The 24,624-nt window shown below is 48.4% G+C and carries 16 protein-coding genes; 15 read left to right on the plus strand and 1 reads right to left on the minus strand.

The features are described from left to right. Positions 1–93 precede the first annotated feature (93 nt). The 5 genes from EKN16_RS31635 to EKN16_RS31655 all read left to right on the plus strand — a co-directional run bounded on the left by EKN16_RS31635 (position 94) and on the right by EKN16_RS31655 (position 12,958). Entirely contained in the window at positions 94–918 is an 825-nt protein-coding gene (locus tag EKN16_RS31635) for a hypothetical protein (protein WP_125665584.1), read from the plus strand. Positions 919–1,050: 132 nt separating this feature from the next. After that, positions 1,051–8,871: a WIAG-tail domain gene (locus EKN16_RS31640; protein WP_125665586.1), complete on the plus strand. Its 7,821-nt coding sequence runs from the start codon at positions 1,051–1,053 to the stop codon at positions 8,869–8,871. 567 nt (positions 8,872–9,438) lie between these two features. Next, positions 9,439–10,713, plus strand: coding sequence for a nucleotide sugar dehydrogenase (locus EKN16_RS31645; RefSeq protein WP_125665588.1), 1,275 nt, complete (start codon positions 9,439–9,441; stop codon positions 10,711–10,713). 68 nt (positions 10,714–10,781) lie between these two features. Beyond that, a complete protein-coding gene (locus tag EKN16_RS31650; protein WP_125665590.1) occupies positions 10,782–11,888 on the plus strand; it encodes a DegT/DnrJ/EryC1/StrS family aminotransferase in 1,107 nt (368 codons plus the stop codon). Next, positions 11,888–12,958 (plus strand): Gfo/Idh/MocA family protein, encoded by a 1,071-nt coding sequence (locus EKN16_RS31655; protein ID WP_125665592.1) that lies wholly within the window; start codon positions 11,888–11,890, stop codon positions 12,956–12,958. The genes EKN16_RS31650 and EKN16_RS31655 overlap by 1 nt, the downstream gene beginning before the upstream one ends. Positions 12,959–12,998: 40 nt before the next feature. Here the strand turns inward: EKN16_RS31655 and EKN16_RS31660 are convergent, their stop codons facing one another. Continuing rightward, on the minus strand, positions 12,999–14,456 hold the full coding sequence (locus tag EKN16_RS31660) for a DNRLRE domain-containing protein (protein WP_125665594.1): 1,458 nt from the start codon (positions 14,454–14,456) through the stop codon (positions 12,999–13,001). A 113-nt stretch (positions 14,457–14,569) separates the two neighbouring features. Between EKN16_RS31660 and EKN16_RS31665 the strand changes: the two genes are divergently transcribed. From EKN16_RS31665 to EKN16_RS31710, 10 genes are all read left to right on the plus strand, one after another. Further along, entirely contained in the window at positions 14,570–15,556 is a 987-nt protein-coding gene (locus tag EKN16_RS31665; RefSeq protein ID WP_197719116.1) for an NAD-dependent epimerase/dehydratase family protein, read from the plus strand. Positions 15,557–15,576: 20 nt separating this feature from the next. Next, positions 15,577–16,551, plus strand: a complete 975-nt coding sequence (locus EKN16_RS31670; RefSeq protein WP_125665596.1) for a CgeB family protein — start codon at positions 15,577–15,579, stop codon at positions 16,549–16,551. Continuing rightward, positions 16,541–17,518: an ATP-grasp domain-containing protein gene (locus EKN16_RS31675; RefSeq protein WP_125665598.1), complete on the plus strand. Its 978-nt coding sequence runs from the start codon at positions 16,541–16,543 to the stop codon at positions 17,516–17,518. Before EKN16_RS31670 ends, EKN16_RS31675 begins: the two co-directional genes overlap by 11 nt. Positions 17,519–17,520: 2 nt before the next feature. Continuing rightward, the gene (locus EKN16_RS31680; protein WP_125665600.1) at positions 17,521–18,162 is read left to right on the plus strand and encodes an HAD family hydrolase; all 642 of its coding nucleotides are present in this window, start codon (positions 17,521–17,523) and stop codon (positions 18,160–18,162) included. Between the two features lie 255 nt (positions 18,163–18,417). Further along, on the plus strand, positions 18,418–19,344 hold the full coding sequence (locus tag EKN16_RS31685) for a poly(ethylene terephthalate) hydrolase family protein (RefSeq protein ID WP_125665602.1): 927 nt from the start codon (positions 18,418–18,420) through the stop codon (positions 19,342–19,344). Beyond that, entirely contained in the window at positions 19,341–19,838 is a 498-nt protein-coding gene (locus EKN16_RS31690) for a pectin acetylesterase-family hydrolase (RefSeq protein WP_125665604.1), read from the plus strand. Before EKN16_RS31685 ends, EKN16_RS31690 begins: the two co-directional genes overlap by 4 nt. Beyond that, positions 19,780–20,562, plus strand: coding sequence for a hypothetical protein (locus tag EKN16_RS31695; RefSeq protein ID WP_125665606.1), 783 nt, complete (start codon positions 19,780–19,782; stop codon positions 20,560–20,562). Before EKN16_RS31690 ends, EKN16_RS31695 begins: the two co-directional genes overlap by 59 nt. Continuing rightward, positions 20,552–21,178 (plus strand): TetR/AcrR family transcriptional regulator, encoded by a 627-nt coding sequence (locus tag EKN16_RS31700; RefSeq protein WP_125665608.1) that lies wholly within the window; start codon positions 20,552–20,554, stop codon positions 21,176–21,178. The genes EKN16_RS31695 and EKN16_RS31700 overlap by 11 nt, the downstream gene beginning before the upstream one ends. After that, entirely contained in the window at positions 21,163–22,956 is a 1,794-nt protein-coding gene (locus EKN16_RS31705) for a sensor histidine kinase (protein WP_125665610.1), read from the plus strand. Before EKN16_RS31700 ends, EKN16_RS31705 begins: the two co-directional genes overlap by 16 nt. Continuing rightward, positions 22,928–24,574 (plus strand): response regulator, encoded by a 1,647-nt coding sequence (locus EKN16_RS31710; RefSeq protein WP_125665612.1) that lies wholly within the window; start codon positions 22,928–22,930, stop codon positions 24,572–24,574. Before EKN16_RS31705 ends, EKN16_RS31710 begins: the two co-directional genes overlap by 29 nt. Positions 24,575–24,624: the final 50 nt, after the last annotated feature.

The following is a 24,624-nucleotide window of genomic DNA, read 5'->3' on the forward strand; positions in this document are numbered from 1 at the left end:
CCTTGTAAGCTGTCAATATTGACATTGATAATCATTATCAATTAATATAGAACTATTGGAAAATAACTTAAAGAACGAGCAAGGAGCTGAATCATGTTACCTGATTCCTATAAAAGCTGGCAGTCACGTCCCATCCATTTTTCTTCGGTAAGGGTGCAATCTGACCGCTCTGTTATTGCTGCTTCGCCTGGTAAGGGCATTTATCATAAGTCTGAGCATGGAGATTGGAATGGACTTTCGAAAGGGCTGCCTGAAAGCGCGAATATTAACCGTCTTCAATTGGTGAACGGTGTTATGTATGCATGTACCAATAAAGGGTTATATCGACTTGATGATCAGCGTGAATGGCATTTTGCCGAAGTGGGCCAATCCTGCTACCAGTACAAAGAAGAGTGGGGCTACGGCTTTGCAGCTACGGCATCAGGCCTGCTGTATAAAGATTCTAACAAGTGGAAGGAATCGGCTTATGAGAATTCCATCGTCTATGACTTTTTATTTACACCGCAATATTTATACATCGGACTTGATCAAGGAATTAGCATGTATGACCGTATGACGGATCGATGGGCGTCCTTTCAACTTGGATTCGGCGTCACCTCGCTTGCTGCGACTAGAGATCATTTATTCGGGGCAAGTGAACAGGGGGAGCTTGTAGTTAGTAATGGGGAGGGCGGCTTCAGCACGATTCGCTTTGGCGATATTTTTGTTTTTTCTGTTGTATCCAAACATGCACAAGTGTATGTTTGCACTGATAAGGGACTTTATCGCGTGGGTCGTCTTGGCGAGCGACTTACATTATTCTCGGTCAAGCCTGGTGTTCCCGTAACAGATATGGATTGGCTTGGGTCAGAGCTTTACATAGCAACTTTATCGAAAGGGATTCAAACGATGCATACAGAGCCTTGGTGTCAGCACTAGCTGACGCAAGGCTTTTTTCTTTTTACTGGGTGGAAAAGGAGTCTGCCGCGAATCGCCCTTTTTTCGTGTGACCTGCCTAGGTACATGTGCATATGATACTTATGACATTCTAGGTGGAAGAAGGAGAGGGCTATGGCGAAGAGCAGTAAAGGGAAAAGCCCCAAAGGGCGTAAGCCGTTATTTTACGTGGATAACCCGAACGCTTCAGAGTTGAAATGGCTCGACGAATCGAAGAAAAAGAAGATTGCTTCGACGCGTCCAGAAGTTAAGAAACCTGTTCACGTGAATACAGTTGCACTTGTAGAGGATCAGCTGCTGCAGACTGGCCAGCAGATACAGGAAACCGTAAAAGTGCAGGAACCACATGAAACATCATCACAAACGCAGGAAACGGGACAAACGCAGGAAATACAGCAAGCTGAGAAGGGATTACAGCAAACAGAACAAACGCAGGAGTCACAGCAAGCAGCACAGACACAGACACAGACACAGACACAGCAAGCTCGGGAAGTATTACTTTCTGGTGAGAATATAGCAGCACCACACGAGATCATCCATGTCGTTCTCCAAGAAGGGACAGCTGCTATTGCTGAGGAGTCCAAAGCTCAAGCACTAGTGGTCGAGCAGATTGTGAGAGAGAATGAGATTGTTGAACGGAAACAATTGGAGGAGCTAGTCGACGAACTTGAGCTGATTCCGAGCAAAGAAGAGCGTATTAAAGAGAAAAGATTGCCTCAATCCTCAATTCCTTTCCTATTTACCGATGACTTGGCTGATGAAGCTATTACAACAGAGAAACTTGCTTCAGGTGCCGTAGGCTCGAAGCAGCTGAAATTAGATGCGATCCTGACGCAAAATATTGCCGACTATGCGGTAGAAAGTATTAAAATCGCTGACCGCGCTATTACTTCAACGAAAATCGCATCGGAATCCATAACGAGCGATCATTTAACAAAGAATGCGATTTCTGGCTCCAAAATTCGTGACCGTTCCATTACAGGAGATAAGCTGCGTGATAATAGTGTGACGTCTGATAAGCTTACGGACCGGATCATTAGTGCCGACAAGATTGCTGAAGGATCGATAGAAGCGAAGCACTTGAAGCCATTCGTCATTACGACAGAACTGCTAGACGATCAAGCGGTAAGTTCAAGCAAGCTGAGAAGTGGCGCTGTACGCAGTGAGAATATTGCGAATGACGCCATTCACACCTCGAAATTGGCAGATGGTGCCGTAACTTCTTCCAAACTGCGTGACCAAGCTGTGACTGGAGAGAAAATTAGTCTGGGAGCAATCGACTCCACTCATCTTAAGCAAGGATTGCTGCTGGCAGAGCATGTTGCGACAGGTGTGTTGTTGGGAAAGCATTTGGCCCCAGGAGAAATCAACGCAAGTCACTTGGTTGAAGGAGCGGTGGGAACAAGAGAGCTTCAAGCGTCAGCAGTAACAGCAGAAGTCATCGCGGAAGGGGCAGTCGGTCCAGCACAGCTGCGGGAGCGATCCGTAACCGGCGAACACATCAGCGTAAATGAAATTGACTCGAAGCATTTAGTTGACTATGCGGTCACCTCACCCAAAATTGCGGACTTAGCGATTTCCACCATGAAGCTGATCGATCAAGCGGTAACATCATCCAAAATTGCTGATCAAAGTATTACTGCTGCGAAGCTGCTGGACGAATCGGTCTGGGGACGCCATCTCAAGCGGCAAAGCGTGAATTCAGATATTCTTGCGTCAGATAGTGTGGAGGAGCCTCATTTAAGTACAAATTCAGTTAGCGCAAGGCAGCTAGCAGATAACTGCGTGCAGACCTCTAACGTGGTTGACGGTGCTATAACCAGTCAGAAGATCAAGGAATCCGCTATCCAGCAGCTTCATATTAGCAGCGCAGCAGTCGGCAGAATCCAGCTAGCAGATGAATCAGTGAGTGAAAATAAGCTAGCGGATGACAGTGTAAGCAGCTCGAAGATAGCTGAGAATACGATCGGTACCAGGCATCTGATGGATGAATCGATTACCTTTGACAAAATTTCGCCTGAAGCCATTCGTGACTTTCACCTTTCGGCTGGAGCGGTTACCGAAGAAGCTGTCTCGCGGGAGGCAATCGGATCGCAGCACCTGCAGCATGGATTAATTCAGTCGGCCCATCTGTCAGTTTCCGCTGTAATTACAGATGCCCTGCAGGATGGAGCGGTTAAATCCATTAAGCTGGCTAACGGTGCGGTAACAGAACGTCACTTGGCAGCGGGTGCGATCTATTCGCATCATTTGGCCGACCATGCGGTTAATTCTTTGAAGCTTTCCCCAGAGAGCATCTCCACGGATAAATTATCGGATTTGGCTGTTACAACAAATAAGCTGGCTGATGGCAGTGTTACAGTTAATAAGCTGGCGGCTAATGCTGTAACAAGTAAACAGCTTGCTGCGAAGACTGTTCAATCCACTCACATTTCACTGAAATCCATTGATGCGGGGCATTTGACGGATGGTGCGGTGGAGGTACGACATCTGGCAAAAGGCGCAGTAAGTACGGAAGCCATCGCAGATGGAACAGTGACGGGGGCGAAGCTTGCATCTGGTATAGTTGATTCTGCTCATCTTGCCAACGAAGCGGTTAAAAGCCAGCACTTGGGGGAACAGTCGGTTATTAGTGTACATCTTGCTGAGCAAAGCGTACGTGAGGTGCATTTGGGCAAAGAGGTGGTAACGGCTGATAAACTCGCTGGTGAAAGCGTCGGTCGTAATCATTTGCAAAAATTCGCAGTAGGACCTGAGTCTATTGCCCCTGGATCGGTGCGAGCCGAGCATGTGGCTGCTGAAACGATAGGATCAAAACATATTGGGAAAGCATCGGTAGGCAGTACGCATCTGCAAGCGGATAGTGTATTGCAGATGCATATAACGGAGCAGGCAGTCGGGACAGAGCAGCTCTTGAATGGGGCAGTGACGGGTGCAAAGCTTGCTGCGATGTCTATTATTGGTGACCATGTTGTTCTGGAATCTTTAGCTGGTAAACATATAAAGCCGGAGTCCATCCAAGGCTATCACATTCGTAAAGGCTCAATTAACCTTGCACATTTGGCCTCCGAGTTTGTTGTCTTTGAGAATGTGCCGGATGGCTCGCTTCATGGCAGTAAAATCAAAGAAGGAACAGTTAGGTCAGAGCATGTTGAGGCTAACAGCATCGAAAATAAGCATATCGTTACTGGAGCAATCGGCGATGCACAGCTGCAAGCAGGTTCGGTTACTCTTGGCAAAATCGCTCCGCGATCGATAACGACGGTGAATTTGATTGTCGGTTCCGTGGAGACAGAATCGCTGAGTGATGGGGTAGTGACAAGTGCGAAGCTGGCGCTCGGGGCTGTCGGTGAGGAAGCATTGAGTGATGGGGTAGTGACAAGTGCGAAGCTGGCGGTAGGCGCAGTAGGTTCGGGAGCGCTGAGTGATGGCGCGGTGACAAGCGCGAAGCTGGCGGTAGGTGCGGTAAGTTCGGGAGCGCTGAGCGATGGCGCGGTGACCAGCGTAAAGCTAACGGTAGGTGCGGTAGGTGCGGAAGCGCTGAGTAATGGCGCGGTGACAAGTGCGAAGCTGGCGATGGGCGCGGTAGGTACGGGAGCGTTGAGCGATGGCGCGGTGACAAGCGCGAAGCTGGCGTTAAGCGCGGTAAGTGAGGAAGCGCTGAGTGATGGCATAGTGACAAGAGCGAAGTTGGCGTTAGGTGCGGTAAGTGAGGATGCGTTGAGCGATGGCTCGGTAACGAGAGCGAAGTTGGCTTTAGGCGCGGTAAGTGCGAAAGCGCTGAGAGATGGCGCGGTGACGAGCGCGAAGCTGGCGATAGGCGCGGTAGGTGCAGGAGCGCTGAGCGATGGTGCAGTGACGAACGCGAAGCTGGCGGTAGGCGCGGTAGGTGCGGAAGCGTTGAGCGACGGCGCGGTGACGCGAGCGAAGCTAGCGGTAGGCGCGGTAAGTGCGGAAGCGCTAAGGGATGGCGTAGTGACAAGAGGGAAGTTGGCGTTAGGTGCGGTAAGCGGGGAAGCGCTGAGCGATGGCGCGGTGACAAGCGCGAAGCTGGCGTTAGGCGCGGTAAGTGAGGAAACGCTGAGCGATGGCGCGGTGACGAATGCGAAGCTGGCGGTAGGCGCGGTAAGTGAGGAAACGCTGAGCGATGGTGCGGTGACGAGCGCGAAGCTGGCGTTAGGCGCGGTAGGCGAGGAAGCACTGAGCGATGGCGCGGTAACGAATGCGAAGTTGGCGTTAGGCGCGGTAAGTGAGGAAGCGCTGAGTGATGGCGCGGTGACGAATGCGAAGCTGGCGTTAGGCGCGGTAGATGCGGGAGCGCTGAGTGATGGCGCGGTGACAAGTGCGAAGTTGGCGATAGGCGCGGTAAGTGAGGAAGCGCTGAGTGATGGCGCGGTGACGAGTGCGAAGCTGGCGATAGGCGCGGTAAGTGAGGAAGCGCTGAGCGATGGCGCGGTGACGAGTGCGAAGTTGGCGATAGGCGCGGTAAGTGAGGAAGCGCTGAGTGATGGCGCGGTGACGAGTGCGAAGTTAGGGGTAGGCGCGGTGAGTGAGGAAGCGCTGAGTGATGGCGCGGTGACAAGCGCGAAGCTGGCGGTCGGAGCTGTCGGTGAAGAAGCATTGAATGATGGCGTAGTGACAAGTGCGAAGTTGGCGTTAGGCGCAGTAAGTGAGGAAGCGCTGAGCGATGGCGCGGTGACGAGCGCGAAGCTGGAGTTGGGCGCGGTAAGTGAGGAAGCGCTGAGCGATGGCGCGGTGACAAGCGCGAAGCTAGCTTTAGGCGCAGTAAGTGAGGAAGCGCTGAGTGATGGAGCGGTGACAAGCGCGAAGTTGGCGTTAGGCGCGGTAAGTGAGGAAGCGCTGAGCGATGGCGCGGTGACGAGCGCGAAGCTGGCGATAGGCGCGGTAAGCGAGGAAGCGCTGAGCGATGGTGCAGTGACGAGCGCGAAGTTGGCGATAGGCGCGGTAAGTGAGGAAGCGCTGAGCGATGGCGTAGTGACAAGCGCGAAGCTGGCGTTGGGCGCAGTAAGTGAGGAAGCGCTTAGTGATGGCGTAGTGACAAGCGCGAAGTTGGCGTTAGGCGCGGTAGGTGCGGAAGCGTTGAGCGATGGCGCGGTGACGAGCGCGAAGCTGGCGTTGGGCGCGGTAAGTGAGGAAGCGCTGAGCGATGGCGCGGTGACGAGCGCGAAGCTGGCGTTGGGCGCAGTAAGTGAGGAAGCGCTGAACGATGGCGTAGTGACGAGCGCGAAGTTGGCGATAGGCGCAGTAAGTGAGGAAGCGCTTAGTGATGGCGTAGTGACAAGCGCGAAGTTGGCGTTAGGCGCGGTAGGTGCGGAAGCGTTGAGCGATGGCGCGGTGACGAGCGCGAAGCTGGCGTTGGGCGCGGTAAGTGAGGAAGCGCTGAGCGATGGCGCTGTGACGGGCGCGAAGCTGGCGGTAGGCGCGGTAGGTGAGGAAGCGCTGAGCGATGGCGCGGTGACAAGCGCGAAGTTGGCGTTAGGTGCGGTAAGTGAGGAAGCGCTGAGCGATGGCGCGGTGACGAATGCGAAGCTGGCGGTAGGCGCGGTAGGTGAGGAAGCGCTGAGCGATGGCGCAGTGACAAGCGCGAAGTTAGCGTTAGGCGCGGTAGGTGCGGAAGCGTTGAGCGATGGCGCTGTGACGGGCGGAAAGCTGGCGTTAGGCGCGATAAGTGAAGAAGCGCTGAGTGATGGCGCGGTGACGAGCGCGAAGCTGGCGTTAGGCGCGGTAAGTGAGGAAGCGCTGAGCGATGGCGCTGTGACGAGAGCGAAGCTGGCGTTAGGGGCAGTAAGCAAGGAAGCGCTGAGCGATGGCGCTGTGACGAGCGGAAAGCTGGCATTAGGCGCGATAGGCGAAGAAGCGCTGAGTGATGGCGCGGTGACGAGCGCGAAGCTGGCGTTAGGCGCGGTAGGCGAGGAAGCGCTGAGCGATGGCGCTGTGACGAGCACGAAGCTGGCGAAAGGCGCGGTAAGTGAGGAAACGCTGAGCGATGGTGCGGTGACCAGCGCGAAGTTGGCGTTAGGCGCGGTAAGTGAGGAAGCGCTGAGTGATGGCGTAGTGACGAGCGCGAAGCTGGCGTTAGGCGCGGTAGGTGAAGAAGCGCTGAGCGATGGTGTAGTGACGAGAGCGAAGCTGGCGTTAGGCGCAGTAAGTGAGGAAGCGCTGATCGATGGCGTAGTGACAAGAGCGAAGTTGGCGTTAGGCGCGGTAGGCGAGGAAGCGCTGAGCGATGGTGCGGTGACGGGCGCGAAGTTGGCGATAGGCGCAGTAAGTGAGGAAGCGCTGAGCGATGGTGCGGTGACGGGCGCGAAGTTGGCGATAGGCGCAGTAAGTGAGGAAGCGCTGATCGATGGCGCGGTGACGAGAGCAAAGTTAGCGTTAGGAGCGGTAAGTGAGGAAGCGCTGATCGATGGTGTGGTGACGAGCGCGAAGCTGGCGTTAGGCGCAGTAAGTGAGGAAGCGCTGATCGATGGCGTAGTGACAAGAGCGAAGTTGGCGTTAGGCGCGGTAGGCGAGGAAGCGCTGAGCGATGGAGCGGTGACGAGCGCGAAGTTAGCGTTAGGCGCGGTAAGTGAGGAAGCGCTGAGCGATGGAGCGGTGACGGGCGCTAAGTTGGCTTTAGGCGCGGTAAGTGAGGAAGCGCTGAGCGATGGAGCGGTGACGAGCGCGAAGCTGGCGATAGGCGCGGTAAGTGAGGAAGCGCTGAGCGATGGTGCAGTGACGGGCGCGAAGTTGGCGATAGGCGCGGTAAGCGAGGAAGCGCTGAGCGATGGTGCGGTGACGGGCGCTAAGTTGGCGATAGGCGCGGTAGGTGCGGAAGCGCTGAGGGATCGAGTAGTGACAAGAGCGAAGTTGGCGTTAGGTGCGGTAAGCGGGGAAGCGCTGAGCGATAGCGCGGTGACAAGAGCGAAGTTGGCGTTAGGCGCGGTAGGTGAAGAAGCGCTGAGCGATGGAGCGGTGACGAGTGCGAAGCTGGCGTTAGGTGCGGTAAGTGAAGAAGCGCTGAGCGATGGAGCGGTAACGAGCGCGAAGTTAGCGTTAGGCGCGGTAAGTGAGGAAGCGCTGAGCGATGGAGCGGTGACGGGCGCTAAGTTGGCTTTAGGCGCGGTAAGTGAGGAAGCGCTGAGCGATGGAGCGGTGACGAGCGCGAAGCTGGCGATAGGCGCGGTAAGTGAGGAAGCGCTGAGCGATGGTGCAGTGACGGGCGCGAAGTTGGCGATAGGCGCGGTAAGCGAGGAAGCGCTGAGCGATGGAGCGGTGACGGGCGCGAAGCTGGCGGTAGGCGCAGTAAGTGAGGAAGCGTTGAGCGATGGTGTAGTGACAAGCGCGAAGCTCGGGGTAGGCGCGGTAGTTGAGGAAACGCTCGGTGACGGCTCGGTGACGAGCGCGAAGCTATCGGATGGTGCAATAACTACTGAAAAATTGGCACCTGAATTGCTGCAGAAGTTGGAGCTGCTGGAAGGCAGTTTAAACGAAGTGCTGGAGTTGGCAGAGGACGCCATTACTTCGAAAATCGCAATCGGATCGATTACCAAAGAGCATTTGGCACCAGACGTAATGGCGTTTTCTCCAGCTAGCCACAGCATAGAAAATACAGAATTGCTGGATGGTTCAATTTCTGCAGAAAAGCTTGATTTCTCACCGATCCGTTCGGTCTCGAACCAAACGGTTGTACAGCAATTCGGACTGACAGCCTATAGCTTCAAAGGTCAAGGCGAACAAATAGAGCTCACGGTGAACTTTGATGAGCCATTCACGAGTGATGCCTACGTATTTGTAGCAACGACGGATCAGGTTTCATGTTATGCGGTCATTCATTCAAAGACAGCGTCAGAGGTGCAAGTAACTGTGGTACGGACCCGTATTAGTCCTGAACCACAAGGGTTCATTAACTGGATTGCTATTGGCTCCAAGTAACAACAGAACCTCTGCGTAGTAGGCCATTCTATAAGGGCTGCGCAGAGGTTTTTACTGTCATTCTGTAAAAGTGGAGTTACCAGCCAGTCGCGGTCCCTACTTTCCGCTATCAGTTCATATTGTAGCGGTTTTCTAGCACTAGGTTGCTTGCCAACAAGAAACAAAAGCGAAGCGGACGGAATCGTTCTGAAGAAGCGGTAGCGTTCGCCTTTGTCTCCTTATTTCTACCCCTAAGGGATAGAATCAAGAAATAGGGAGACAACAGCGATCGTAAGAATGATCCGTCCGTGTAGCGGGCTTCTACGCACCATTCTTCGCATTTGTGCCTGGCTTAGAGGCATGGGAAAAGGGTCATTGAAGGGCATAATACGCCCTTCAATGACCCTTTTTCTTGCATGTCCGAGTTAAGCAGTCATTGTCTCGGGATTTCTACCTATCATTTCTACCTTTTAATGGCATTGTATCGTGATAGTTCACTATTTTTTAAGAGTATAAGTCATTCGACTACAGCAAACTTGGATATTTCGCGTATGATGCTACAAATTCAACAAGGGAGCGGATATATTCATGGAGCATTATCCCCATTATAAAATCGGGATTATTGGATTGGGGTACGTCGGATTACCGCTCGCGCGTTTGTTTATCGAGAAAGGGCATGAGGTGCACGGTATTGACGTCGATGAACAAAAGATTAATAAGCTGCAAAAACGGCAATCTTATTTGTCGGATTTTACAAATATTGAAATTCGAAAACTGTTTAGAAAGAATAGTTTTTATGTTGGAACCTCATTTGAAGCGATTGATAAGGTAGACGTTATTATTATTTGCGTCCCGACACCTTTGGATGAGAATGCACAGCCCGATTTGAAGTATGTTCTCCATGCTGCACAGAGTTCACTACCCTATTTGCATCGGGGGCAACTTGTTGTACTAGAAAGCTCGACGTTTCCAGGGACAAGTGAGGAGCAGTTGAAACCTATATTGGAATCGACAGGGATGATAGTTGGTAGAGACATTTCACTGGCATACTCCCCAGAGAGGATCGATCCCGGCTCTGAATGGGAGCTGGAGCATATCCCGAAAATCATAGGTGGTGTTACTCCTTCTTGTACGTCTTATGCGAAACAAGTATATGGATCAGCGTTCGATAAATTGGTCATTGTTTCTTCGCCGCGTGTAGCGGAGATGACGAAACTACTAGAAAACTGTCAACGCTATATCAATATCTCATTTATGAACAGTCTATTGAAATTGTGTGAGGAACTGGACATCAGCCTCTGGGAGGTTATCGATGCGGCAGGAACGAAGCCATATGGATTTACGAAGTATTATCCAGGACCGGGCGTCGGTGGTCACTGCATTCCCATTGATCCTCTTTATTTACTTTGGAAGGCTCGTGAACAGAACTTAGATCTTCCTTTCATCGAGCTGTGTCATCAGGTGAATAAGGATATGCCGGGGTATATTGTGGAAAGGGTTGAGAAAGGTTTGCATCCGAAAAGGTTGAACGAGAGTAGTGTGCTCGTTATCGGGGTGACTTATAAGAAGGATGTTAACGATATACGTGAATCAACCGCACTTCAAATTATTAAGAATTTACAGCGAGCTGGTGTAAAGGTCAGTTTTTTTGATCCTTATATGGAAGATCTGAGAATCAGCGATAAAGTGATTCAAGTGACCCCGCTTACGGCACGAAATATTAAGAATTTTGATTGTACATTGATTCTGACGGATCATTCAAACATACCGTATGAGCTTGTCGTGGCAAATTCGTCAGTAGTTATCGATACCCGAAATGCAACAGCTAATCTGAAAGACAGAAGTAATGTCATTGTACTCTAAGAAAAATCTCGTTAAGGACAAAGGACAAATATAGACCTCTTGTTTAGATTAATGAAAGGGGAAAAAGTATGATTTTACTCTCTGATCTTGCTCGTCAGTTTCAATCGATAAAGCAGGAGATTTTTCAACAATTTGAGTTGTTTATTGATAGCGGAAAATATATAATCGGCGATTATGTTTCCCTACTAGAAAAGAAAATCGCTGATAAAGTAGGCACTTCCTATGCAATCAGTGTAGCAAATGGTACAGATGCATTAATTCTTACCCTCGAAGCTTATGGTATTGGTGAGGGGGACGAAGTGATTACAACCCCGTACACCTTTTTTGCAACGGCTGAGGCTATATCTCGGAGAGGGGCTAAGCCGGTTTTTGTAGATGTCGATCCTGTTACCTATAACATGGATCCGTTTCAAGTCGAAGCTCTGATCACCCCGCGTACGAAAGCCATTTTACCTGTTCATTTGTTTGGCCAGCCTGCTGATATGGATCACATAAATCTTCTGGCTCAAAAGTATGGCCTCGTCGTTATTGAAGATGCTTGCCAAGCATTCGGTGCTAAATATAAAGGAAGACCGGTTGGGAGTCTGGGGGATGCAGCTTGTTTTTCTTTTTTTCCAACCAAAAATTTGGGGACAATGGGGGACGGGGGTATCGTGGTAACCTCGAATCCAGAAATAGCAGAAAAAATTCGCAAACTCCGTCATCATGGAAGCAAAGTAAAGTATTATCATGACGATCTTGGCTATAATAGTCGTCTCGATGAACTTCATGCGATGATTCTCCTTATTGCCTTGGATCGAATTGACATCTGGAATGATAGACGTCGAATATTAGCTGAACGTTATCGCAAGGAGCTGTTCCATCTTCCTTACCTCGATTTACCGGAGGATTCCAAGGATTCCTTCAGTGTGTATCATCTTTTTTGTATAGGATCAGACCAGCGGGACTTCATAACAACCATGCTTCAAGAATCGGGTGTTCAAACCGGAGTCTACTACCCTTGTCCTCTTCATCTCCAAAAGGCTTATGACCATCTTCATTATCAAAAAGGGGATTTTCCTGCAGCGGAAAAGCTATCCAATCGATTGTTCGCAATTCCAATGAATCCATTCTTAACCGAATCCGAACAGGATGAGATTATTTCATTATTAAAGAACTTTAGGAGTATAAGTTAATGCGCAGTGTTACGTTTGCTATCGTTGGTTGTGGCACTATAGCCTGTAAGCATGTTATATCCATGGCGGCTTGTCAAGAAGCAAGACTGGTGGCAGTTTGCGATTTAAATGCTGAAAGAATGGAGCAAATTGCAGCGTTATGGCATGAAGAAAGCGGTGAGGAGCAGAAGATTGCTAAGGTAGCTGAGTTTCGGGAGCTGCTTGCTGACCCGTCTATTCAAGTTATAGTCATTTCTACCTTATCCAGTTTACATGCGGAATTCGCCAAAGAAGCACTGCAGGCAAACAAACATGTTGTGTTGGAGAAACCAATAGCTCTTTCTTTACAGGATGCTGATGATTTAATCCGGATTGCATCCGAACGGAATCTATATGTGCAGGTTTGCCATCAACTTCGGTATCGTCCCCTGATGAGAAAGATAAAAGACTTAGTGTTAGGCGGGGAGCTAGGGGAGATTCGCATGGGGGTGGCCAATTTACGATTAAATCGTTCCATCAGCTATTATCAATCAGCAAATTGGCGGGGAACGTGGGAACATGACGGTGGTATGCTTCTGAATCAAGGGATTCATATCATTGACTTACTTCTATGGTATCTTGGTAAGCCACAAAAGGTATACGGTGAGTTATCCTCTGTTCATTCCTTTAAAGAAACGGAGGATATGGCAGCTGGCATAATATCATTTTCAAACCATGCAAAGGGGATCATTGAAGCAAATTCTATCACTCTGCCTGCGAATCTAGAACAATCCTTATTTCTACTCGGAGAAAAGGGAACGATTTGTCTGGGAGGCGGGTCGCTGGGTCGTATCGATCGATGGTACATCGAAGGATGCCCGAATGCAGCAGAGGAGGCGAGACTGCTGATGAAGGACACCAACGAACATCTGTACATGTACCAAGCGATGGTCGATGCGATTCTAGGAAAACAGCATGCGGAATTAATCGATGCATCAGAAGGTAAGCGTGCGCTTGAGCTTATATTCGCCATTTATTTGTCAGCTTCAACAGCGAATGTTCAACACTTTCCCCTATCCGAATTCTCGACTTCCATGATGAAGATGAGGTGAAGGACCAATGGCTCACTGAAGCGAGCCATTGGCCCTAAGATCATTCGTCAATCGTAATCATAAGCTCAGGATGTGTCCGTAATTTTCTTGAAATACGAATACCATGATTTTTCAGACCATTACGATGCCAACGCCTCACAAGTTCTGTGCAATCCCAATGCAGCACGCTCGTTCGGTTCAATGTTGAAAGCTTGCCAAACTGCCGTGGGAACACAATAGGGAGCTTTCTTTTGGCTTTTTTAGAATTCCAGTCTCGTTTGATCCGAACAACAGAAACGATCTGTTTTTTATTCAGCATGACGGGTAGAACGATGACTGCTTTAGTGATTGTCGCTGACAAAGGGATTTCCGCCATATTGAACGAGAAATAGGAATTTGATCTATTTTTTGCGCGTTTCCTTGTATAATATCGATTTGGCTGAAGATGACGGGTTTGCGTGGCTCTAGTCATGGTATCGTGTTCAATCGTTCGATTCTCTCCGTTCACAAGCGTATTACCTGTAATTGTATCCACAATAGTCGGTTGTTCTGATTGAGGGGGATTTAAAAGGTACTCGATTTCGGCACGGTATGCCTCCACCAGCTTGTTTATTACTGCACTGACATGATGATGTTGTTCAACATATTCCCGGCCGGCTTTCCCTATGCGTACTCGAAGTTCAGCATCTTTTATTAGCGGAATCAATTTCTGGTATAAGGTAGCGGGATTAGCTGAGATGACGGGCAAGCTCGGATCGTATCGACTTTTTAAGTCTTCCCTGATGTATGAGATAGCGGGTTTCCCCAATGCCATTGCTTCAATGGAAACAACACCGTATGAGCCCCGAAGTAAATGATCAATGATGATATCACCTTGCTGCATTTGTCGCAAAGCATCTTCGTGACTGGTATTTTCGATCCGACGGTACTCAAATTGATAGCCCTCTTTTTGTAAACGATCGATAACCTCTTCTATATAGTCAGTTCCTTTCGAATCATTCGTGAGCAGGTGAAGAATGAGTGGAAGGGAGTTCGAACCTTTTGTGGAAGGCAGAATGGTTATGGCATCAAGGTCGATCGCATGGGGGACTACATATACCCGGTTGTGAACTTTGGCTGCATAAGCGACAGCTTCAACGTCTTTTACAATACAAGCGGGATAAAGCGGGGATAACAAGTTAAGATTGTTCGTCACATGAGCATCTTGGAAAGTAAGTCCTAATTTAGCATAAGGGTTAAACCGAATGGCATCTTTCTCGGTCCGAAGATCAGATGTTTCGTAATGAATGAATGTTGCAATCCGGTTGTTAGTTTCCACGTATACGTCAGTTAAATGTGCAGCAACAAAAGAACTGTTATGAAGATGGATAACCTCAGCGGGAAGACTTGCTGTTATTCTTTCTTTGCTTACTGGCACATCCATTTCGTAAGATTCCACCTGATGCCCGGAAATTTGCAGTTTTTTAACCAATAATCCGGCTTGCGAGTTTCCCTTTTCATAGGCATGTATAACTTTCACTTATTCATCTCCTTGCTGCATATTGAAAATCTATACTATTTTATGTCGATCGACATTAAATGCACTAGTTATTCCACTAGAAGTTATGAATGGGTTTCTGCACTTACGAATCTTTGACGAAAAGCATAACTTGGGAGAAGGGGAGATGGTTAGGTATGCATTTTGGTCATGTATTAATCACAGGTGGAGCAGGATTCGTGGGTTCCCAATTACTGAAACGATTGGAACCCATTTCAGATCACATTTATGTTATTGATGATCTTTCATCTGGTCGGCACGAAGCGGTTGTAGACTCTAAAAAAGTAACTTTTTATCAGGAAAGCTACACGAACGAAGATTTTCTAGAGGAAGTGCTGCCTCGCGTGGAATGGGTGTTCCATCTCGCTTGCAGCAGTCTAACCCATTCCGTTCTCGATATGAGAAAAGATTTCCACACCAATTTATTCGGAGCTTTTTTGCTTCTGGAAAAAACAAAGGCATTATGTCCATCTCTTAAAAGAATGGTTTATACTTCAACAGCATCCGTATACGGTAATGCTAGTGTTCGGCCTACCCCGGAGTCCTTCTATCACATATCCACGCCATATTCGGCAAGTAAATTTTCAGCTGAACACTACTTTCAAGTCTATTCACATATGTACAATATGCCGATCACCATGCTGCGGCTATCTAATGTATTCGGACCTGGACAATTGATCACGAATCCTTATTGCGGCGTTGTTGCTAAGTTTTTTGATGCCGTTGAGAAAAAGGAGCCGATATCCATATACGGCGATGGAACGCAAAGCCGGGATTTCTCCTATATTGAGGATGTTATTGATGCCATATTGATTGCTGCCTCCCATAAAGACAGTATAGGCAAGCTATACAATATCGGCAGCGGAATAGAAACGAGTGTTCAACAACTTGCGGCTCATATCTCTACCGTAGCAGGATTTATAGATTACCCCACTGTTTCTTTACCTAAAAGAGTCATTGATAATGTCCATCATCGCTCCGTAAATAACAGTTTGATTAAGAAAGAATTACAGTGGGCTCCTCGTCATACATTGCGCCAAGGCCTGGAAGAAACCTATAACTGGTTGAAAAAAAAGGGCTAAGGAAGAGAGGATGGTTAACAATGAAAATTCTTGCGCTGGTAGAAGGTGAGCATCATCGATTGAATTTCTGTTGGGCTTTGGAGGAATTGGGTCATCAGGTTTATTATTTGAATGAAATTACCGAACAATTGTTTGATGATGCGGTACGAGACTTTAAACCAGATATGACTTTTGGAATGGGGTGGGATTTTTTACAGAGCAGGACCGATATTTTGCCTCAAATAAAAGCACGCCACAACCTGTTCCACTTATATTTTGCTGAGGAGGATTGGCTGCATTATATTGGATTGTCGAAGCCTTACGTCTCAACCGTGCAAACGCATTTTGTACTTTCCCGCAGTTACAATTGTGTACCTAAATATAAAGAAATGGGTATTAATGCGACTTATTTGGACGTCGGAAGCAACCCATCCTTCCATCGACCATTAAAACCAGTTCCTCACTATCAATGTGACGTTTCTGTAGTAGTGAACGGACAGTTTATATATGACATATTCAGACGGAAAAGCCTATCCGATCTTGTTTATCCCCTCTTTGATGCTCCTTTTGATACACGGATTCGTGGACGAGATTGGGATACTGAATTGCCGAGAAATATTGGTATCACGGCCAATCCCAAGATGCTGTACGGCATTCTTCCTTATCAAGAGACACCGCTAGTGCATAACTCTGCCAAAATAAATATTAGCGTTCAAACCGTAGAAGACCAATTAAGCAGCCGAACCTACGATATTTTGGCATCAGGGGGCTTCCTACTTACTTCGGATTCTCCGGGGGTCAGAGCTAGATTAAAACCTGGTATCAATTGTGTAGTATCGAATTCACCGGAAGAAACAATAGAACTAATCAAGTACTATTTGAAACATGAAGGAAAACGTGAGGATATCGCCAGAAAAGGGCGGGAGTTTGCTTGTACGGAGGGCTCTTATGTGACGAATATACCACGAGTTTGGCCGATGATTGAAGAAGAGATGAATCGATATTATGGGCGATAATCAGACATTGAATCTATTAATTACTTCCGCTGGAGGGATATCCGGGACATTTTTAATTCGTCATCTGCTCGATCATCCAATTGATAATTGTCACTATAACATCGTCGCAGTGGACAGCGATGAACATTCTTTAGCCAGATACATGAGCCCAACCTTCTATCATGTGCCGAAGTGTAATGATCCTCGTTACGAAAAAGTCATCTACGATATTATTATAAAAGAGAACATTCATATGATTTTTCCAGTTACCTCCTATGATACTCCGTTTTATGCCAAACATAAAAACAAGCTTTCCAGTATGGGGGTCAAGTTACTGGTCTGTGACTCCACGACGCATGAGCTATTGCATAATAAAAAAAAGATGTATGCTCTAATGAGCAGCATCGGGGTGCCTACCCCGCTTGTATATGAGAATCAGGGCAACATCCACTATCCCGCAATGATCAAAGCTTGTGAAAGTAGTGGAAGTGTGGGCGTTCACAAGCTGGAAAGTAGTGTTGATCGGCAGTATTGGACATCGAAGCTCAAGGAATATGTCATCACGGACTATGTCCATGGTAAGGAATTCACCGTCGATTGCTTGTTCGATCAAAATGGAAAATTAATTATTTACAGTACTCGCGAAAGAAAGAAAGTTCATGGTGGTGGGGTTGTCATAAGCAAAAAGGTAGAGACTGCTGAAGCAGTAAAGGAGATTTTGAAAACATTAGAATCTCATCTTTCTTTGATTGGTCCTGTTAACTTTCAATATATTCTTGATGAAAACAACCATATCTTCTTGACCGATTTCAACACGCGTTTCGCGTCAGGTGGATTACCACTCACTATAGCTGCAGGAAACGATATACCGAATGTCATGGTTCAATTAATGCTGGGACTTCCTACTAATGCAGCTGCTAATAAGAAAGAGATATTTGGTCTGATGATGTATCGCTATTATCACGAGTTTTTTGTTGAGGAAGAGTGAGCATGCCTGTACTCTATATGGATTTGGATGGAACCATTCTTGACGTTTGGCAAAGATATTATTGTCTCATGAAGGACTTTTTTGAGAGTAAGCTAGATAACCCTTTTCCAGAACTGCAGCAATATCAACAGTTAAAAATGACATTAATTGAAGATGCAACAATCATTCATCATCTCTATCAGAATCGCAATTTCTCGAAGAACGATGTTCTCTCTGAGTTCAGGTTGTATAAGCAGGGTGCTTTGGAGAGTGAACGGATGCTTCGAAAGGATACCTTAATCGGGCAGTTACACCAATTTAAGGCTCAACTTAAATCCGAATACAAACTGCATCTGCTCTCAATTCGAAGAAATAAGAACCTCGCGATGCAGCAGCTGCAATATTTAAATATCATGGAATTATTTGATCAGATTGATTTTGTATTACCGACACGAGAATACAATCCCAAATGGTTTGCAATCAAAAACAAAGTGAGTAGAGACGATTGCATAATTGGTGACAGCGAGATTGATATCGCCTGCGGCACTATGCTTGGACTGCGAACCTTTCATGTCAGCACGGGATTAAGAAGTTACGAGTATGCAGCACAGCTTGGTCAAGCCATTCGATTGAACAACTATTCAGAGGTCCATGCGTATTTATAAGATTCAAAGAAACTGCTCTTGGTAAAATGGCGGGTTGTACCTCCATTTTACCAAAGAGCAGTTTTATTGCTTTACAAGCCGTTACATATTACTTGGCTCCTGCCATGTGGAGAATAATAGTCGCCGTAAATATCGTACTTGTGCAATCTGTATCGCAGGATTGACAGTAAGGATATTTGAAAATATAATCATTACACACAGTGTGTAATGAAATACCTTGGTGTAACATTATATCGATAAGAAAGGACAGCGAACATGACAACTTCGGAACAGCAACCAGACCGCCCTTGGATAAAGTGGATTATTATTCCTGTAGGCTTGATTCTCATGTATGCGCTTAAATTACGCGAACGTCTGTACCGTTACCGGCCCGAGCCGATGGAGCAGCAGTATGGTGAACCGGGTCCGTATCGTAGTGCAAGCTTAGTCGTCAATGATGAGAACGGCGCTCCTCTTTACAAGCTGATCTACCCAGAGAATCGGAATGATGCTTGTCCAATCGTCATCTGGGGCAATGGCACGAACGCACAGCCGGAGCATTACGAAGGACTGCTGGCTCATCTTGCCACATGGGGCTTCACGGTAGTCGGCAATTATTGCCTTACGACAGGAACGGGGAAGGAAATTGCGGAGACCGTTCGCTATGTTGTGAAGGAGAACGCTAGGGAAGCTAGCCCTTTTTACAGGAAGCTGCTGGTGGATTCTATCGGCTTGGTCGGTCAATCACAAGGTGCGACAGGTGTACTAAACGCGAATAAGTATTTGGAGCATCCACCTCAGACGGTCGTCACGATTGCACTGCCCGCTCTGAGATGGTGCGACCCGAAGGACGTTTACGATGTTAAGACGCTGCCTACTTCTCTGTTTATTATGGCGGGAACACATGATGTTATGATTTCACCGAAATCGACGAACATGAATGCTTTTCTGAATGTCCGTGCAGGACAGCCAGCGGTCATGGCCATGACCAAAGCGGCAGGGCATCTGGAGAGCATGGGGAGCGGAGGCATGCACCGCGGTTATTTAACCGCTTGGCTGCGCTACCGACTGGCGGGCGACAATAACGCAGCAGCCGTTTTTGCTGGGAAACAACCCGAACTTCACCGCAACAAAGGATGGAAACATATCCGCACCCAGAATATGAATGCTCCAAACATACAGGAAGAGGGGAACAATAAATGAAAAAATTCAAGCGAACTGTCTTTTTTTTGATTATCGTAATCGTGCTGACTATGGTCTATTTGCATCATTACTTGATCAAAAGACCAAGCCGGCAGAAGGATTTTAAGCAAACGCGTCCTGGCAAATGGAACAAGGTCAAACTTGATAAAAAGGCGATATCGACTGATGGATCCAGCTATTATTTGTATAGCCGAAAAGGCAATAGCCGTAATTTGATGGTTTATTTCTCTGGGGGCGGAGGGTGCTGGAACGGGGAGACGGCCGCCATTCCGTTGTCGCTGCGCTCTTATCTCAAGCACGGACAGTTCGGCTATTACTTCGCGCGAATTCCCTTCTATATTCTCAACATGTGCAGAGGTATCTTCGATAAGAGCCTAAATAATCCATTCTCAGAGTGGAACGTGGTGTTCATCCCTTATTCATCTGGAGATTTTCATGTTGGCAACGACTGTGGATTATGTTCGTCAGGACGGTTCCCCAGTTCGACGTGTTAGGCATAACGGGAAAAACAACGTTGAGGAAGCACTGCAGTGGGTATTCGACAATTTTGACACACCGGATAAACTTCTCATCTCAGGTTCGAGTGCTGGCGGTTTCGGCTCTGCTTTCTGGGCAAGCAAGATCGCGAATCATTACTCGGATGCGGAGATTTATCATCTTTCGGACAGCTCTTTCCTAGCATCAGAGAAATGGCCAGGAATAGTAGAAAATCAGTGGAAGTCCGACTTCAAGCGGAATTTCTCTTACCCGATGGAAGCAGATATGATCAGTGCGGCGTTCCTAGCGAACGGCAAGATGATGCCCGCTCATTCCGTGCTGCTCTACGCAAGTACCGTCTATGACAAAGTACTGACTTCCTTTCAGAATAATTTGAATGGTAAAGGGGACGAGATAGATCCGGATATCTCCGAAGAGTGGAGTCGGCAATTTCGGGCCTCTACGAAACGGCTATCCGAACAGCTGCCGAACTTCTATTACTTTCTCACTGATTATGGCTATGATGAGAAAAGCCATACGACTCCGCATACGCTGCTGCCCATGAAAGCTTACTTCGAGGCGCAGGAGGAAGGGAAGAAATTATCCGAATGGCTTGACGACATCATTAACAAGAACGACCGGGCATCGCTAGGTTCACGTTTCCTTCAGAGTGAGAGCGATACGGAGCAGAATGGCTATGAGAAAATTCTAACGAGCAGGGGGCCTGGCAATGAAACTTAGAGAGAAGCAGCTTCAGCTTACTAGAGAGATGATTAAGGATGCCGCACTAGAGGCGTTCTGTGAGAAGGGCATAGAAGGCGCGGATTTGGTGCTGATTGCCGCTCGCTCGGGTACGTCTAGGCGAACGTTATACCATCATTTCAAAGATAAGGAGCAGCTGGCCACTGAAGTATATATTGACAATCTGAAGCGGATGTTCGGAAGGCTGCTCCTCGAATTCAATTTTCAATCACCGCGTGCTTCTGTGGAAGCGATTCTCAATAAATACTTGTCGATAAGAGAGCATCATCCGGACCTGCTGTATTTCGATTCGTTGTTTAATGTCTATTTCGCAAATATGGGCAAAAACCCGGCAGATCTGGAGGAGTACAAGCAGCTGATAAGCGAGGAGACACGCTTGTCCATGAGCGCTTTCTCTTTGGAGTCGGAATCCGAGGAAACGGGGCAGAAGCTGGTATGGATTGAACGGACACGAATGGTTACACATCTGTACTTCATCTATCTGCAGAAGTCGGTACTGAGTTCGCGGCAAAGCCGAGATGCTGCAAAGGCCGAGGAGCTTGAGCAGGATATTCGCTATAAGCAGTTTCTACTCAGCTTATGGGAAGGACAATGAATCGCGGCGGGGGGAGGCTTCGTCATACGATCCGCTTCAAGCTGATCATCGGCGTTGTGGCAATTCTCGTTCCGCTGATCGGACTGCTGAACTTCAATCAATACTATGCGGCGCAGGTTGTTCGTAAGCAGGTTGCAGTAAGCAATCAAAGCTACACTACCCTATACATGAATCAAATTGATGGGCAATTGTGGGAGATCGATAGCTTCTTGATTAGAATGATCGTCTCCGACTCGAATCTGGCCATGATGGATAAACAACTGGAGGAAGAGGAATATGAGCGTCTGAAGGTACAGCTTTCCAGGCAGCTGACGAACGAAATTACCCGCTATGCTCCGGTTGACGGATTTCTAATCTATTCAGCCTTGGATTCCGGTCTCATCGAAGCGTTCAGCTCTCGGCCTCCCTATCCGGAGAGACAGGCGGTCGGCGAAGAAATTGTTCATATGCTGAGCGGATCGCCTGCGCAGTCTCAGCTCGGAGGCAGGCATTGGCAGGTGCGCGAAATTAATGGCAGTTACTATATGCTTCGGCTGCTCCGAGCCGAGGCGAACATTTATGTCGGCGCCTGGGTGAAGGCGGACAGCCTTCTTGTTCCGCTTAAGCTGATTGATCTCGGCGAAAGCGGATTTTCTCTTTTTGCCACAAAAGCTGGCGAGCCGATGATGCATTCTGCAGCGGTACGAGATAACGGGATCGACCTGAGCTTCGCTTCGGGTGGATACAGCTTATCAGGCAGCCCCGAACGTTATTTGACCGTGGGGGAGCTGTCGCGTCAGGGCGACTTCCGCCTAGTAGCGCTTATTCCGGAGCAGCGGATATTAAAGAGCTTATTTGATCTCCGCCAGTGGAATACGGTTGTCTCGGCAGGGTCTATACTGCTGCTGCCCCTTAGTCTTATCCTGCTTCGCAGGACAATCATGCTTCCGATCCGAAGACTACTATCCGCCATGAAACGGATTGGCGAAGGACATATGCAGGGTATACCGGAAACAAGCTCTACTACGGAGGAGTTCCGCGTCGTGAATGACAACTTCAATCGTATGCTGAATCAAATTGGGGAACTCAAAATTCATGTGTACGAGGAGCAGCTGAGCAAACAAAAAGTGGAGCTAAGGCAGCTTCAAACGAGTATTAATCCCCACTTTTATTTAAATTCTTTGAACATCCTCCATAGCCTAGCGATCGTGCGCGATTATGAACTCATCCAAGAGATGTCCCGTTGTCTTGTGGACTATTTCCGTTATATTTTTCGAAGCCATATTTCTTTCGTATCACTCGGGGATGAACTGATGCATATGCGCAATTATATTCGCATCCAAGAGCTCCGTTTTCCTGATTTACTGAGCAGCGATATTGAGGTGCCGCCTTATCTATTCGGACTGGGTGTCCCCCCGCTTGTTATCCAAACCTTCGTAGAGAATGCCATCAAGCACGCGTTCTCGGTGGAGAAGCCTTTTGCTCTGACCATTCGAGGCAAGCTGGAGTCAGGAGAAGGAGAGCCTTACGTTCAGCTCGTTATTGAGGATACGGGCATTGGATTCAGCGTTGAGGTACTTGCCGCTCTGTCGGAGGGTGCCTCGCTGGAGCGTGAAGATGGGAGCAGGCATGGCATCTGGAATGCACGGCGAAGGCTGGAGCTGCTTTATGGCGGAGCTGCAAGCTTGAGGTTCTCGAACCGTGAGGTAGGCGGCGCGCGGGTCGAAATCCTTCTGCCAATGAGGAAATGCCTGGAGGAAGGAGAGGACAATGATGCTGAAATTGCTCATCGTCGATGATGAAGTTCATTTTGTGAAAGCGGTTAAAAAAATGGTTGATTGGTCAAAGCTCGGAGTTTCCAATGTCTACATTGCTTATAATGTGTCAACCGCGGAGAAGATTTTTCAGACGCATGACATTCATGTGCTGCTTTGTGATATCGAGATGCCGCAGGGGAGCGGGCTTGAATTGCTGGAGTGGTTGCAGCGAAGCGAGCTGCGGACCGTGCCGATTCTGATGACCTGTCATGCTGATTTCCAGTATGCAAAAGAAGCGGTGCGTCTGGGCTGCTCTCATTATTTGCTGAAGCCATTGTCGAAGGAAGAGCTGGAAAACGCAATTCTTAAAGCGGCCGACACAGCGATAAGGGAGCGAGAACTGGCGGATGCACTGCTGTATAGACAGTGGTGGTCACGCCAACAGGCGATCCACCATGAAAGGTTCTGGACGGACCTGTTGAACGAGACGATTCCTGCACGGAGTGAGGCGGTTATTCGCGAAGCAGCTGCCAGGCAAATCTCTCATTTCCCTGAAGCTGCAGTGCTTCCGGTATTGTTGGTCGTGCGCGGGTGGCATCAGGAGTTTCCAACAAAGGATAGAAAGCTGTTGGAGTACGCGCTAAAAAACGCGGGAGAGGAACTGATTGGCGGAATGAGAACGGGGAGCGTAATCGTGCCGGTCGGTAAGGAGTCATGGCTGCTCATCATGCCTGTATCACAGGAGAAGAAAGAGGGAGTTGGGGAGAGCTCACTTGGGATGATGTGCGGACAGTTTGTTGAGTTCTGCAAGAAGCACTTGTATTGCGAGGTGGCTTGTTATGAAGCGGAACCCATACAGGCGCATGAAATCTCATCTCTGTTGGTCAGGCTGCTGGAACTGGACCGGAACAATGTGAATGGACAGAACTATGTGAGTCTGGCCGATTACAGTCAGTCGGCCATCGTTCAGCTTGCCATGCCTGATATGAGCGGCTGGGCAGCCATGCTGAGGCAGGGCATAAAGGAGCGGCTGCTCGAGGAAACGATATTGTTTATTCGCGGACTGCGGCTTCAGTCTGGTATCGACAGCCGCTACCTTCTCGCGTTCAAGGCGGATTTTCTTCAAATGGCTCATGCGGTGCTGCAGCAGCAAGGTGTTCAAGCCCATCTGATGTTCTGCGACGCAAGCAGCTTGCGCTTGGCTGAAAAGGCGATACGATCATTGGCTGATCTGGAGCGCTGGCTCACCCATGTCGTCATACAAGCGGCGAATTACACGCATGTCTCTTTGGTTCGCAACGTCATCGACCGAGCGACTCGGTATATGTTATCCAATTTGGATCAGCACCTGTCCCGAGAGTCTGTGGCTAATCATGTTTATTTAAATCCGGATTATTTGACCCGTCTGTTCAAGAGGGAGCTGGGCTGCACGATTCCCGAGTACATGTTGCGAGAGAGGATGAAGCTTGCCAAGCAGCTTCTCGCCCATTCCGATTTGGCCGTAAGCGCCGTGTCGATGGCGGTTGGCTATTCAAATTTTTCTCATTTTGCCAAGCTATTCAAGCAGCACACGAGTCTGACGCCAATTGAATTTCGGCAAAGCGGTCGGAAAGGCGATATCGACAAAGTCGAAATTGCGTCAGGTAAAAGTCGAAGTTGAAGCGGAAGGCGGGGCAGCCCTGCGGCTATAATGGCAGAGGAAAGCCAAAT

The sequence above is a fragment of the Paenibacillus baekrokdamisoli genome, assembly GCF_003945345.1.
Lineage (GTDB): Bacteria > Bacillota > Bacilli > Paenibacillales > Paenibacillaceae > Paenibacillus_Z > Paenibacillus_Z baekrokdamisoli.